The following is a 15804-nucleotide window of genomic DNA, read 5'->3' on the forward strand; positions in this document are numbered from 1 at the left end:
ATGAAAAAGATCAAATCTTTAATCCTATCCACGGCTATCGCGGGTTTATTAAATACTTTACCTAGTCTGGCGCTTGCTCAAAATCAAAGTGCCGCAAGCGAGCTAGAACAAGCCTTTAAAAAACCAGCTGCTCAAGCTAAACCTTGGGTATATTGGTTTTGGATGAATGGTAATTTATCTAAAGAAGGCATAACCGCCGATTTAGAAGCCATGAGCCGCGTTGGCATTGGTGGTGCGTTGATAATGGAAGTGAATTTTCGCACACCGGCTGGCAAATACGCTTATTTGAGCGATGAATGGCGCGAGCTATTCAAATTTGCCATGAGTGAAGCCAAACGCTTAAAGCTAAAAATAATCAAAAACAATGATGCAGGTTGGACAGGTAGTGGTGGCCCTTGGGTTACACCAGACAAGTCAATGCAGCAATTAACCTTTAGTGAAACTGTTGTCGAAGGTGGTGGCAAATTTGATTTAAGTTTGCCGATGCCGCCACACAATTTGGATCACTATCAAGACATTGCGGTTTTTGCAGTGCCAGCCAAACCTGCTTTACCAACAAAACAGCTAGAAATTACCACCAGTGGTATAACCTACCTAGGTGCAAGTTTAATTGATAATAACTTTGCAAAAGCAGTTACCGCAAACGACATTAAAAGCAAAAAACACTGGATTTTGTTTGATTACAAACAGCCAGTAGAAATTCAAGCCATGACTATAGTGCCAAAAATACAAAGCCGTGGTGAAGTATTTGGTGAACTGCTGGTGTCGAACGACAATAAAAATTTTACTAAAGTAAAAGACTTTTATATCGCGCATAAAAGTGAGCGCGAAGCGTTAACTTTTGCACCTGTAACCGCACGCTATTTTCGCATTAACTTGCGTGGCCAAGGGTTAGATCCACAACCGAAAGAGCCAAAATTTAACTTTTGGAAAGTAGAAGATTTCCCAGAAGTGCATCTACATATTTCTGAAATTATCTTTCACAACACCCCAAGGTTAGACTCATGGGATGAAAAGGCGCTATTTGTTTATTCTAATGCTAGAGCGCCAGAATTTGGTCAAAAAAGCAAAGCCGCAGAATTTATAAATTTAACCCAATACCTAACTCAAGAAGGTCGCTTACAAGTGGATTTACCCGCTGGCCATTGGAATATTTTACGTATCGGCCATACCTCAAGCGGACAAAAAAATAATCCACCACCCAAGGCTGGTGAAGGGTTAGAAATTAGCAAACTCAACCCACAAAAACTTAAATTTCATTTCGACAATCTCATTGGCAAACTTGTTAAAGATGTCGGCCCCTTGGCTGGTGACACTCTAATGGGCACTCACATAGATAGCTGGGAAGTTAAGTTTGATAACTGGGATGACATTCTACCTAGCGAATTTAAACAGCGCACAGGCTACGACATGATGCCGTTTTTACCAGCCACTGTGGGTCATATTGTTAAAAGCGAAGAAATAACCGAGCGGTTTTTATGGGATTTACGCCGGGTAATGGCCGATGTGGTGGCTGATAACTACTATGGGCAAATGCGTACATTAGCCGCCGAGCATGGCATGCAATTGTCGTCAGAAGCCTATTTATATGGGCCAATTGATAGCTTGCAAGCCGCTGGCCGCACTGATATTCCAATGAACGAATTTTGGACAACCGACGATGGTTACGAAAAACCCGGTTATAGCGCACGCCAAGCTGCATCTGCTGCGCATACTTACGGCAAAAAAATTGTTGCGGCAGAAGCTTTCACCGCTGTGCCATTTAGTGCCAGTTGGAGCAATCATCCTTACACTTTAAAAGGCTTGGGCGATCGCATGTTTGCCCGCGGCACCAACCGATTAGTCTTTCATCGTTGGGCAATGCAACCTTGGACAGATCGCTGGCCAGGCATAACCTTCGGCCCTTATGGCTTTAATTACGAGCGAACCTTAACTTGGTTTGAACAAAGCGAAGCTTGGTTAACTTATTTAAGCCGCTCACAAGCTTTATTACAAAGTGGTCAATTTCAAGCGGACTATGCGGTGTTTGTTGGCGAATCAGCCCCATACGACATAGTGTCGTTTCACGACAAGGTTAAAGTTAAAGGCTATAACTATGACTACCTCAATCAAGAAATTATTCGTCAGCTGCAGTTTAAAGATGGTCAATTAGTCTTGCCAACTGGCATGCAATATAAGTTGTTGGTGCTACAAAACAACTCAGTAATGACAGAACAAACCATTAATAAACTTGCAGAACTGGTTAAACAGGGTGCTGTTATTTTGGGTGAAAAACCGCAAGGTTCACCCACCTTAATTAACTATCCACAATCTGATGTGAATGTACAAAACATTGCAAATAAACTTTGGGCAAATTACCAACAAGGTCAAGCTGGCTCAAATGCTTATGGTAAAGGAAAAGTGTTTTGGCACACAAACATAAACCAAGTTATTCAGCAACTTAACTTAATCCCAGATGTCGCATTTAACCAAGCCGGACAAAATATTGAATGGCTGCACCGCCAAACTCAAGATGCGGATCTGTATTTTTTAAGTTTGTTTAAACAACAAGCAAAAGGGATTGCAGCAACATTTCGCATCAGCGGCCGCCAACCAGAATTTTGGGATGCTTACACAGGTGACATAGTTAAACCTGCAAAATGGCGTGCTAATGACAACGGCACAACCACAGTGTTTTTTGATTTAGAGCCAAGCGGTTCTATTTTTGTGGTTTTTCCTAAAAATAACCACAGCATTGCCAATGCTCAGGGCAGCCAAAAACCACCAGTGGTCAGCGTTCAACCACAAACAGGCATCAAAACCATTATTAAAGGTACTGGAGATAATACAGCTGTAACAGCGCAAGTATTCGAGTCAGGCTCATACCAAATTGAGTTGGCAAATGCCCAGCAACAAACGCGACTACGCACCACTATCAGCGCAGAAGTGCCAGCATCAATTAACATCAATACGCCGTGGCAATTGTCTTTCCCTAAGCAATTCGCCTACAAAGATCAGTTGCCACAAACCCAGACGGTTAAAACACTTAAATCATGGCCGGAGTTTGATAATGACAAGGTTAAATATTTCTCAGGTACAGGTGTTTACACCACAACTTTTAACCTTAGCTCAGTACCCAGTACACAAAAACATCTACTGGATTTAGGTGATGTGCAAGTCATTGCCGAAGTAAAAGTGAATGGGATTGAACTAGCAACTTTGTGGAAACCACCTTATCGCGTGGATGTATCCGACGTGTTAAAACAAGGAGAAAACCAACTTGAGGTGCGAGTAACCAACCTTTGGATAAACCGTATGATAGGTGATGCCGCCTACCCTGATTTATTTGAGCGCACACCTATGGGAGGCTCGCAAGGTTTCCCCGATTGGTTATTAAAGGGTGAGCCAGTGCCAGAAACAGGCCGCACTACCTTTAGTACTTATCACCCATACCAGCTAGATGATCCGCTACAACCTTCGGGGTTAATTGGGCCGGTAAAACTGATTCCGTACATAGAGCAAAATCTATCTTTAGTCAAAGCGATCAGGTTTTAGGGGAAGCCGTCAAGCTTCGAGACCCCATGAGCATATGCTCTATTATGTGATTGGGGCGAGTAAGCGCTGACAATGAACCATAAGACCTGAGCGAGAAGACTATAGCTCGAATACACACAATACAAATAACAGGTAACAAGATGTTTGATTTATTTCAAGTACAAGAAAACCCATTTACTGGCGTAATGTTTCACGCCATAGGTGGTTTAGCAGCGGCGAGTTTTTATATTCCGTATAAAAAAGTCAAAGCTTGGTCGTGGGAAATTTATTGGATGATAGGCGGCTTTTTTAGCTGGATTATCGCCCCTTGGCTGTTGGCTATGCTGATTTTGCCACAAACGCCACAAATACTCGCACAAGCGTCAACGTCCAGTTTAGTTTGGACCTTTAGCTTTGGTTTGCTCTGGGGTGTGGGTGGTCTTACCTTTGGTTTAACCATGCGTTATTTAGGCATAGCGTTAGGTTATTCAATTGCATTGGGCATAAGCGCGGTTATCGGCACGCTGGTGCCGCCAATATTTGAAGGCAAATTACTTTCTATTGCAGCCACAGAATCTGGCCAAGTTATGTTACTCGGGGTATTTATTTGTTTAGCGGGCATTGCGCTTGGGGGCAAAGCAGGCACCAATAAACAAAATGAATTATCCGATGAAGACAAAAAACAAAGTGTTAGCGAATTTCACTTTGGTAAAGGTTTAGCGCTAGCACTTTTTTCAGGCGTAATGAGCTCGTTTATGGCATACGCCTTTGCCGCTGGCAAACCCATTGCCGATATTGCCTTAACACAAGGCTCACCCAGTTTATGGCAAAACTTGCCTGTATTAATTGTCATTTTAGCTGGCGGTTTTGTGACTAACTTTGTTTGGTGTGCCTATTTAGCCACTAAAAATAAAGCATGGGTGCAATTGTCTTCTCCAACAGTGAATAACCCAAGGCTGATCAATATTTTGTTTTGTGCGCTCGCTGGGGTGACTTGGTATATGCAGTTTTTCTTTTATGGCATGGGCACCACCATGATGGGCGAATACGAATTTTCAAGTTGGACGCTGCACATGGCCAGCATCATAGTTTTTAGCACACTATGGGGCTTAGCTTTAAAAGAATGGCAAGGGGTTAGTGCAGCAACACAACGTTGGAATTTAGCCGGTTTGGCTGTGCTTATTTTAAGCATGGTTGTAATTGGTTGGGGCAACACACTAGCAGGCTCAGGTGCCGCTCACTAAATCTGAACGGCCTTTTGTTTCGAACTCTTTGTTGGAAGTGCTCATTTGTACATACAAACTCCGCGTTTCCGCCTCGATTTCGAACCAAAATTCTCGTTCAAATAAAACAACAAACAAAATAAAGGGTTAAAAATGAAAACAGGTTTATTCTCAATAGGTTTAGACACTTACTGGCCGCAGTTTGACGGCTTATTAGATAACTTAAACGGTTATCACAATCACATTAGCGAGCAAATAAAAGGTATGGGTGCTGAGCTAGTTGATGCTGGCATGGTGGATACCCCAGAAAAAGCGCAAGATGCCGCTAAATTATTTAAAACTGAAGATGTAGAAATAATCTTCTTGTTTATCTCTACCTATGCTTTGTCATCGACTGTTTTACCTGTAGTGCAAAAAGCTAAAGTACCAATTGTTATGCTTAATATTCAACCAGTTGCACAATTAGACTATGACAAATTTAACGCCATGGGCGATCGCGGCAAAATGACAGGCGTGTGGTTAGAACATTGCCAGTCGTGTTCATTACCCGAACTTGCTTGCGTATTTAACCGCGCAGGGGTTGATTACCATGTAGTGTCTGGCTACATGCAAGAAGACTACGTATGGCAAGAAATTAACGACTGGGTGGATGCAGCAAAAGTTGCTGAAGGCATGCGCCAAAACCGTGTTGGCATTTTAGGCCATTATTACAATGGCATGCTTGACGTATACAGTGATTTAACTCAACAAGCCGCTGCCTTTGGCAATCATTTTGAAATTTTAGAAATGTGCGAATTGTTTGATTTGCGCCAAGGAGTAACAGCCGAAGAAATCGCCGCCAAAATCAGTCAATTCCATGAGAAATTTGACGTATCTGACGAATGTGAGCAATCAGAGCTTGAGCGCGCGGCACAAACCTCAGTTGCGTTAGACAAGTTAATCGCAAAGCACAAACTCTGCTCTATGGCGTATTACTACGAAGGTTCAGGTGAATACGAAAATATAGTTACTTCTGTTATTGCTGGTAATACCTTATTAACCGGCGAAAACACGCCAATTGCAGGCGAATGCGAAATTAAAAACGTGCAAGCAATGAAAATTATGGATTTGTTCGGTGTAGGTGGGTCGTTTTCAGAGTTCTACTTATCTGATTTTAAAGACGATGTCGTTTACCTAGGTCACGACGGTCCAGCCCACTTTGCAATAGCTGAAGGTCGAGTAGGGCTAGTACCTTTACCTATATATCACGGTAAACCAGGCAAAGGTTTGTCGATTCAAATGACAGTGAAACATGGCCCAGTAACGGTTTTATCTGTGGTCACTCGACGTGATGGCAGTGTGTTTTTACAAGTATGCGAAGGTGAATCTGTATCAGGACCTGTTTTACAGATAGGAAATACCAACAGTCGTTATAAATTCCCTATGGGTGCTCGTGATTTTATGAATGAGTGGTCACGTGGCGGTCCATCACACCACTGTGCTATTGGGGTTGGTCATATCGGCGACAAACTTGAAAAGCTTGCGGCGATTTTAGGCTTAGAAGTACGGCGATTAAGCTAGAGCGTATTGACTTTGTATTACTTCAAGCAAGTTAAACCTGTGCAATTTCACCTTTGCGCAATAGTACATAGTTGAGTCCTTATTGCGCAAAGCAGCACTTTAGTTGCTTCATATGTCTAAATAACCTGATGTAATGGTCTCCTCCCACATGCGGCATCAACGCGCCATGATTGAATTGCAAAAAATCAAAAATGGGAGAAGACCAAATGCAGATTTCAACAATTAGCATTGCTATCGCAAAAAATATTTTGTCATTATAGGTATCAACTAACTGGCTTTAAGGCCTATTCAATTATAGGTTCGATGCAAAGTTGCTAGGCTATTGGAGTTAAATACGTTTGATGTCTGCAATGTTTTCTATGTAACCTAATATTTGTTATCGTGAGGTTTAGCACTGTTAGTGCGCTGATAACGTCATAGCATAAAATTGCCTTGCTGAGTTTAATACTTAGCTAAGTTCTTTATCAAGGTAGAAAAAAAATAATGAGAAAAACTCAACTTATAAGTTTGTTCGGGTTAATAGGGAGTGTTTTATTCCAAGGTTGCGCAACGTCTCCTGTAAACGAGAATAGGGCAAGCCAAAAACAGCCGATTCAAAACATTCTATTTATAGCAGTTGACGATTTACGACCAGAACTAAAGTCATTCGGTGCAACGCATATCCACTCACCTAATATTGATGCGCTCGCTGAAAATAGCCGGATGTTTTACAACCATTATGTTAATGCCCCCAGTTGTGGCCCTTCACGATACTCTTTATTAACAGGTCGCTATGGTCCAACCAGTAATAATGCCATTGGAGCGCGCGCTCGAGCACTTAATAAACGTAAAGGTGAAATCCCTGCCAGTATGCCTGCGTGGTTTAAGTCGCAAGGCTACACCACAGTTGCGGTCGGTAAAGTTTCTCATTACCCGGGTGGCAACATGGGTAAAAACTGGAATGATCCCTCACAGCCAGAACTGCCTGACGGTTGGACAAAAAGCCTGATGCCGGTGGCAGAGTGGCAAACGCCCAAAGGCGCTATGCATGGTTTAGCTCACGGGGAAATTCGCAAGAAAGCTTCTGAAATGGATGTTTTTCAAGCAGCAGAAGGTGGTGACAATATCTATCCTGATGGCTTAATCACTGACGAGGCGATTAAACAATTACAGCAACTAACAAAAGAACCAGAAAAGCCTTTCTTTTTAGCGGTAGGCTTAATTAAACCTCATCTACCTTTTGGTGCTCCAAAAAAATATCTCGACTTATATGAAGGTGTCGAGTTTCCTGAGAATCCATATCCGAATAAACCCAAAGGGCCTTCCACTTGGTTTAACTCTAATGAATTCATGAAATATAACCGTTGGGGTAAAAACCCGATCACAGACGAAGCCTTTGCCGAGTCTGTTCGTCGTCATTATGCGGCTTGTGTGAGTTACGCTGATGCCCAAGTCGGTAAAATTTTACAAGCACTAAAAGCATCCGGTGCAGATAAAAACACGATTGTTGTATTATGGGGCGACCATGGCTGGAATTTAGGTGAGCATGGCATGTGGGGCAAGCATAACCTATTCGAAGAAGCCTTAAAATCCCCGTTATTGATTGCTTACCCCGGTATACCACAGCCTGGAAAAAGTACTGAAGCCGTTGTTGAAACTGCTGATATTTTTCCAACATTAACTAAGTTAACGGGTTTACCAATGCCAGAACAGCCACATGGGCAATCACTTATTGATTCTCTTAACGATCCAAATGACCAGGGTCATGCAGCCTACGCCTATTGGCGAGATAATCATACCATACGCATGGGTAACTTTCGCTTAACCCATATGGGTGATAAAGGCTTTGCTTTGTATGATCTTGCCAGTGAAGAAAAAGAAACTAAAAATGTTGCAGCCGAACATCCCGAACTCGTTAAGACTATGATGAAAGCTTTACGAGCTAAGATGAAACAAAGAGATAAATTTTAAACGACTTAATACAAGATAGCTCGGTTAGTTAGCTAGTTTTAGGTGCTGCACTAATTTAAAAATCGCTCTGTATTGCTACAGAGCGATTTTCTATGGGCGTTTATAGCTAGTATAAGTTAATTGGGCTCTGTTTATCTTTAAGCGTTAAATTTTGTTCGGTTAACAGTAAATAAATGCAGAAAACATTCTCTTAAACTCCCTCTTTCTGAACTTGTTCTCAGACATAGCTTAATCTCAGCTAATAAAAATACCTCGATATTTATAAATAATTATTTTTTGGGTATCAATTTTCTCCGTTCCAATACTATTCATAGTAAGTGCTAGGAAGTTAGCACTCTAGATAAGTACAAAAATGAAAAAGAGAAATACATGATAAGCAAAATTAAAATATTTAGTTGTATTGTTTGCCTAGCTGGCTTGGTGGGATGCGGTACTCGTGGCTCAATTGAACAAGCTAACATAATCAAGCCTGCCGATATTGAAGTAACTGCGGATGTGACTAATGAAGCAGACCAGCAAGGCGAAATAAGAGATCTATGGCAAGTCGCTAATCGAATTGCGCCAAGAAATGGCGTTGCCGTTCGTCCGGGTTTAAAAGTTAATACAGTTCGTATGTTGGGTGGGATTTTAACGAAAGGAAAGGGCAAAAAAGTACCAGATTTAGCATATGATCTTGTCTCGTATGACGAAGCGAAAGGAGATTATATTTATGATTTTAAACCTTTAATCAACCGAATTAATAAAATCCTTAAAGGCGGTACGCCCATCTATCAAATTGTGGTAGACCAACCCGCTTGGGCTTTTCAACGTGGTTATACTTTTATCCCAAACGACCAGCAAGATGGCATTCACTTTCGTGAAAAAGAGCGAGTCTCAATTTATGGAAATTCGTTACCACCTTACGACAAAGCTGAATATGTGGAATTTATGCAGGCTTGTATTCGGACCTTGATTGAAGTGTATGGTGTCGAAACGGTCAAATCTTGGCGCTTTAGAATCGGTTCTGAAATCGAAACGCCTGAGCATTGGTATGGCACGGAAAAAGAATTTGTAGAGTATTTTGCGAATACGGCTACAGCAATTCGTTCAGTGTTACCAGAGGCACTAGTTGGTTTACATACTAGAGAGCCGCATTTTGTTTATCGAAATGGCACGATTAAAAATTATAAAGGTGAAGTTATAAAAGCATTTGCATATGCAGTGCTTGAGCATGCGTTTGAAAACCAAATTCGCATCGATTTTTGGGGGATTTCGGATTACCCAATCATTACCACAGAACACACGCGCGATCCCAAGGTGAAGTTTGAAGAGTTGTTTTTGCCTTTAACTAGCCATCCTAAATGGCAAGCTGGCACGGTTATCGATATTGAAGAGTTTTCGATTGTGTCTGCAATTAGTGGACGATTTTTAATTCCTTCAGACACAGCACAAGCTGACACGTTAAAAGTCGCAATGACAAATGAGTTAATGCAGCACGGTATTTCGCAAATATTCCAGTGGGGACAGCGTGAGCCTGAACATGAAGAATGGACCACAAAATCGTATAAAACCATGGCTGGAAAAACTCGCATTGCGAATCAAAAAGTGAGTTTAACCGACAAAAATATAGATGATGTTGAGGCTATCATCGCAGTTGAATCAGCTAGCCAAAACATAGATGTATTAGTTTATAACTATAACCCAAGCGATATAGAAGCGACTGATATTAAAGAAATACGAACCAATATCACAACGCCAACCCCAGCGGGAACGGTTTTTTATTATCGAACTCGAGTTCAAAGCAAAGAGAATTACAAATTCCAATCTTTTATGGCGCAACCTGGCGCAGAGCAATACTTAGGAAAAGAAAAGGTATTCAACCGCTATGGAAACTCTGGTCAAGTATTTAATGACGAAGGCAAAGCAGCGTACAAGGCATATGCATTTAATAACCCAAGTAAATGGAGTGAGTGGAAACAAGCAAGGACTCATAGCCTTATCAATAACGCATCTGGATCTGCTGTAAAAGTGAACATCCAATTACCCTTATTTTCATTTGGAAAAATCGAAATTAAGTGGCAGCACTAGTACCAATCACTCAAGAAAAAATACTGATATTAATAAATATAATTATATTAAGAGGTTATATCGTGAAATATTCTATTATCCCTATGTTAGCTGCGGCAGCACTGCCTGCAAGTCTTTATGCAGAGGATTATCCATTCCCATTACCAGATTCGGTGAGCGCTGAAATTACAATCAATACTAGTCAGCAAGAAAAATTTAATAACAAACTTTTAGCGACTAATATTTTTGATTTTACGACTAGCGTAGAGCAAGACTTGATTAAGACCTTTGATCCTCAGACCATTCGTTTTCCTCATGGCTTATGGGCAAACTGGTATGATTGGCGCGGTGATTACACGCGTCAATTTGGTGATGACTCTGTTACTTTTACCAATTCATTAGGCAATACAATAACGCGTCAACTAGATCATTTGTCGAGTATCAAAATTTTTGAGGGTATTAAAAAGAAAATCGGAATTGACGGGGTTACTGAACTCAATAACCAAAGATTAACTCAGCAAGGGCAGGGCTATGACATGCTCTGGACTTTTAATATGAGTGCGGATGGTGAAAATGACTCTACTTTAGACAATGGTAGCCCAGAAACCATCGCACGATATAAGGATTTATTGAGTCGAGGATTGGAAGTTAAAGATATTGAATTAGGTAATGAGAACTTTTATCCGGGACAACGCAGTAGCATTATCCCAGGGGTGGATGACTATATCGCCCGCGCAAAAATGATGTCGAAAGATCTTAAAGCGCTCAATCCAAATTTACAGCTCTCTGTGCCTATGTTGCGTAAAGCCAATACAGCTAACCCTAAATATAACGAATTAGTTGCAGCGGACAGCGCTTATTTTGATGCAGTTACCGTACATACCTATGTTGGCTATGATCCGGATAATGCTGATGACAGTGATGAAGCCTATGGCACAGCCTTAGTGGCACGTGCACATATAGCTAAATCTGTTGATGATTATTCTAAAAAAGTAGCGCCAAATAAACCGGTTTGGTTAACTGAGTGGGGGGTTAAATCGGGTGGTCCAAATGCGGCCTCTGCATTAGGTATGGCAGATACCTATATGTTTATGAGTGAGAATCAAGATACTTATCATAGATCTAACTGGTTTAGCGTGAATGGTAAATTAAACTCATTTGTGCAGTGGGAAACTTATATTGCACCATCAGGCGTTGAGCGTCCAAGAATTAAATACCCGCTTGAAAAAACCTTATTTGGTTCAACGCATCAAATCGTACGCCAAGCCTTGCAAGATTCTGTGATGCTAGCAAGCTCAGTGAACAGTCCAGAATTGAGTTTAGGGGTTAAATCCATCACAGCTAGGGCCGTGATTAAAAATGGCAAAGTGCAATTGTTAGTTATTAATAAAACTAACCAAGCGGCGCCATTTACGATTAAAGCTGATGACGCTACTTACACAGGGACTTATAGCCACCAGACTATGGCATTTGATTCTTTAAGTGAAGAAAAGCTATTAGCGATTGATGCTGAGCCATTAACCACTTTAGCTGAGACTTCTGGCGCCGTTACTTTGCCGAAATACTCAATCAATATTATTACCTTAAGTGATCTACAAGTATCAGAAGATATACTTGAAGTAGCGTTAGACACAGCAACTCAAGCTTATGTTTATCAAAAAAATGAAAATATGACTTTTGTCGCTAAACCTGAATCGACAAAAACGGCTATTCAATCTGTTACTTTTCAAGTTGAAGGACAAAGCCCAGTGGTTGATGCTAGTGCGCCTTATGAATTCTCTTGGGCGGCAACGCAAGGCGGTCGTCATGCGATCACCGCGACGGTAACGGATACATCGGCACGCACCGTTTCTTCTAATACCTTATATGTTAATGTTGAAGGCGAAGATCAAGTTGTGACGGCTCAACTAGCGACACCAAGCTCAACGAGTTTGACTCTGGGTGAATCGGTCACGCTAGAGGCGAGTGCAAGTGTGAATACAGGTTCAATCACTAAAGTTGAATTGTTTATTGATAATGCTTTAGTTAAAACTTTTACTGAAGCACCGTATAGTTATGATTGGACGCCTTCTAAGGCAAAATCATCAAGCATATATATTAAAGTGACAGGCGATGCTGCTGCCACTGCGATATCAGATACGATTCAAATGTTGGTTAATCCACGGCCTCAAGTGGTTACGGTTCAAATCACTAGCCTAAGCTCAACTAATATCACTTTAGGTGAATCGGTAACGCTAGAGGCGAATGCAAGTGTAAATACAGGTACAATCACTAAGGTTGAATTATTTATTGATAACACTTTGATTAAAACCTTTACAGAAGCACCTTATAACTATGTTTGGACACCGACTCAGGTTAAATCATCAAGCGTTTATATTAAAGCGACATCAGATGACTCAACGACTAAAACCTCAGCGATAGTTCAGGTGGTGGTTGCACCAGCGCAAGATGAGACAGACAAAGAAACAGGCACCACACCAAGCAGTAAATCTGGTGGTTCGTTAGCTTATTTTTGGTTAATTCTATTACCTAGCTTATGGTTAAAAAAGTTCACTAGAGCTTTTTTGTCGTTAAGCTAGCAATCCAAGCTAATGATTAAAATGAGTCCCAAGCAACCTAGCTTGGGACTCGTTAACAAAGCCCCAAGGTTTTAGGATATACAATGCTATCGCTTGGGGTTTTCTGATTAATGAAGAGTATATAGCAAGAACCAGATTCACCAAGAGGCTAAGATAAAATGATATTAATGCGACTTTTTTTATTGAAAATTTGGCCGATATATCTTCTAAAAACCATCGACGATAATATTCAAACAACTGATTTTTATAACTATTGCCATTAAAACTGATGGAAGTGATTTGACTGGCCATCTGTATCAAACCTATAACTATTAATAAATCCTCCAACCTAATTTTCTGTTGGTTTATACAGTTATAATGGTGAGATACCAAAGACCTAAATTATTTCTCGCTTTGTTTTTAACAAGGTATTGGTTTTCTGGACATGATAGCAATTAACAATATGATTTTATTTGTTTTTTATAATAGTGAGTTTACATAACGACCCTATATTTGACGATTGGCTTGGTTTCTAGGCTAAATTGTTGTTGCACTATAGTTAATTTAAGCTTAAGTTTATGAAATTATTAATTTAAAACTTATTGGAATGGCGTTGTTAGACTCAATATTGAAAAGTTCTATACGCACTTCTAATGATTAAGCGTTAGGGCTACAAGGAGAGTTTGTGCATGAGTTCTAATCTGATGTGGGATGCAGGGAAATTTCAAGAAAACTTAGGTTCTCTAATTTCAAAATTCAATACATTATTTTTAAGCGACATAGCACCTATCATTTCTAACCCTTGTGGTGATAGAAAAGCGTCTTTGAGAGCTATAATTGCTCTAAATGTTCCCCGAATACAAACAGACCTTCATAAAGCTCTTAGTGAGATTGAGCATGAATTAAGGGATAACGCTCATTTTTTATTAATACAATCTGGTTTCTCTGAAATTGAATCCCAAACATATCTATTAAGTAATTTTCCTTCTGGCTGTATTAAATCAAGTGTAATTAATGAGCTTAATTCAACTGTTGGCTTACTTAACGAATTAACTACTTTAGCAATAGCCCATCTAAATGTATTAGAAACAAATTCAGGGTTTGGAGGTATGCTAAGAGGGCTATTCAAGGGATACTCCAATCCAGTTGATGGCATTTCCCATGCATTTGGGCAAGGAAGTATGCAAATTGAAGTAAATTCCAGTCTACAGAGTTTTAATTCGGCTGCGCTTTTAGTCGGTCAATCTATAGATTCCGTTTCTACTTCATTACATACAGTTGTTTTGGAAAAATGGAATAGTTTTGGGGCTATGGTGGAAAATTTGTAGCCCTAACAAACAACTTATGTGGGACTGCTAAAGCTTGGCTCGGTTCCGCTTCGCTACACAGTTTAGCCAAGCTTTATAGCAAAAACTATCTGGACAGGAATTTTTAGAAAGTAATAAAATCAACAGGTTATTCTTTATCCTGTTTCTATTTTTATCGTTTGGTTTATTTTTTGAACGATCACTAGGTGAAACAACCGCTTGTTACTGAAAATGTATATCTAGCTGAAATCGCAGCTCTTTAGATATGCAACAGGCGATTAATTCTTTATTACAGGCACGACTCTTTCTCAAATCACGTATGAAAAATAAATAGACATGAGTGAGTTGTAAGTATTTGTAATTTATCTTTTTTAACAATGCCTGCTATTCAGGTTTCTTAACCGTTATCTTATTCACTTTTGAATGACTGTTAGGTGATTTCAATAATGTCTGCCAGACAGTTTACGCGCCGAACATCACAAGTGAAACAGGACGAGTAGGCGCGATGCTTGCTCGCGCGTTTTTGAGAACAAAACCTTTGTTTAGATTAAACAGATATATTGATTTAGCCTTCACGCGTCAGCAAGCTTGACGCCTACAAATAAACCACCTGGACAGGCACTTATAGATAAGTTACAGATTAAACGGAATTTGTTTATAAAGGCGAGATGAGACTTTTTCTGCAGTCTCGTTAGCAGCCTTTAAAATTCAGAGTTGTCTTAGATCTTGCACATGTATCATTGAACAGATAAACTTGTCTTATTTGTTGTACAACTATGAGGTGTTTTATGCGTATTGTATCTTTTACAGAAGCTCGAAATGGGCTTAAGTCGGTACTAGACCAAGTTGTAAATGATGTAGATTACACAATTATAACTCGGAGAGATTCTGAAGACGCAGTCGTAATGTCCTTGGATCATTATAATAGTCTTATGGAAACTGTTCATTTACTTAAATCTCCAGCTAATGCTGCTCATTTATCTAAATCAATTGAGCAGTATAATTCAGGTCAAGTAAAGTCTAGAGACTTAATAGATGGCTAGACAACTAGCATGGACTGATGAAGCTTGGAGTGATTATGTCTACTGGCAAAGCCAAGATAAAAAGACTTTAAAACGTATAAATAAACTCATTAATGACTCCAAGCGTTCTCCATCCGAGGGTATTGGTAAACCTGAGCCTTTAAAAGAGAATTTATCTGGTTTTTGGTCTAGACGAATAGATGAAACTAATCGTTTAGTTTATGTAGTATCGGATTCATATTTAACTATAATTTCCTGTCGCTATCACTATTAGTGTAAGCGGTAGCTAACACATATGAGCCTCCCGTTGGCCAATAGGTAATAGTGATCTTTTCGGCAACTTTTCGGTTGTCGAATCCAAGTTAATCAGCAAAATAATCTACTTCGCTTGTCATTTTAGCTGTCAGGTCTCAATCACCCACAGCAAATACATTTAGAGGCTCTTATTGTGGTCTTACCACATGCCTGTTTGGACTTAATCTTTTAAAATAAACAGGGGCACTACGACTAAATGGATTTAGAAGTTAAGGCGACGCAGGATGCCAAAGCCGAGATAAACATAGGTTAACCCTCATATGGCGCTATTCAAAAGACGGGTTTTATAAATTACCCAGTTAGTATCAGG

9 protein-coding genes are annotated in these 15804 nt (G+C 40.2%); all 9 read left to right on the top strand.

What is annotated here, in order from left to right; all coding sequences use genetic code 11:
• The 9 genes from XM47_RS12225 to XM47_RS12270 all read left to right on the top strand — a co-directional run bounded on the left by XM47_RS12225 (position 1) and on the right by XM47_RS12270 (position 15453).
• Positions 1–3534, top strand: a complete 3534-nt coding sequence (locus XM47_RS12225) for a glycosyl hydrolase (protein ID WP_048692890.1) — start codon at positions 1–3, stop codon at positions 3532–3534.
• A gap of 140 nt (positions 3535–3674) precedes the next feature.
• Positions 3675–4757: an L-rhamnose/proton symporter RhaT gene (gene rhaT / locus XM47_RS12230; RefSeq protein WP_048692893.1), complete on the top strand. Its 1083-nt coding sequence runs from the start codon at positions 3675–3677 to the stop codon at positions 4755–4757.
• A 132-nt stretch (positions 4758–4889) separates the two neighbouring features.
• On the top strand, positions 4890–6296 hold the full coding sequence (locus tag XM47_RS12235) for an L-fucose/L-arabinose isomerase family protein (protein WP_048692896.1): 1407 nt from the start codon (positions 4890–4892) through the stop codon (positions 6294–6296).
• A 483-nt stretch (positions 6297–6779) separates the two neighbouring features.
• Entirely contained in the window at positions 6780–8246 is a 1467-nt protein-coding gene (locus XM47_RS12240) for a sulfatase (protein ID WP_053084560.1), read from the top strand.
• Positions 8247–8615: 369 nt separating this feature from the next.
• A complete protein-coding gene (locus XM47_RS12245) occupies positions 8616–10313 on the top strand; it encodes a GH39 family glycosyl hydrolase (protein ID WP_048692898.1) in 1698 nt (565 codons plus the stop codon).
• A 62-nt stretch (positions 10314–10375) separates the two neighbouring features.
• Entirely contained in the window at positions 10376–12871 is a 2496-nt protein-coding gene (locus tag XM47_RS12250) for an Ig-like domain-containing protein (RefSeq protein WP_048692901.1), read from the top strand.
• A 668-nt stretch (positions 12872–13539) separates the two neighbouring features.
• A complete protein-coding gene (locus XM47_RS12260) occupies positions 13540–14178 on the top strand; it encodes a hypothetical protein (protein WP_048692906.1) in 639 nt (212 codons plus the stop codon).
• Between the two features lie 767 nt (positions 14179–14945).
• Positions 14946–15200, top strand: coding sequence for a type II toxin-antitoxin system Phd/YefM family antitoxin (locus tag XM47_RS12265; protein WP_048692908.1), 255 nt, complete (start codon positions 14946–14948; stop codon positions 15198–15200).
• The gene (locus XM47_RS12270) at positions 15193–15453 is read left to right on the top strand and encodes a Txe/YoeB family addiction module toxin (protein WP_048692911.1); all 261 of its coding nucleotides are present in this window, start codon (positions 15193–15195) and stop codon (positions 15451–15453) included. The genes XM47_RS12265 and XM47_RS12270 overlap by 8 nt, the downstream gene beginning before the upstream one ends.
• Positions 15454–15804: the final 351 nt, after the last annotated feature.

Origin of the sequence: Catenovulum maritimum (genome assembly GCF_001050375.1) — a bacterium.
Lineage (GTDB): Bacteria > Pseudomonadota > Gammaproteobacteria > Enterobacterales > Alteromonadaceae > Catenovulum > Catenovulum maritimum.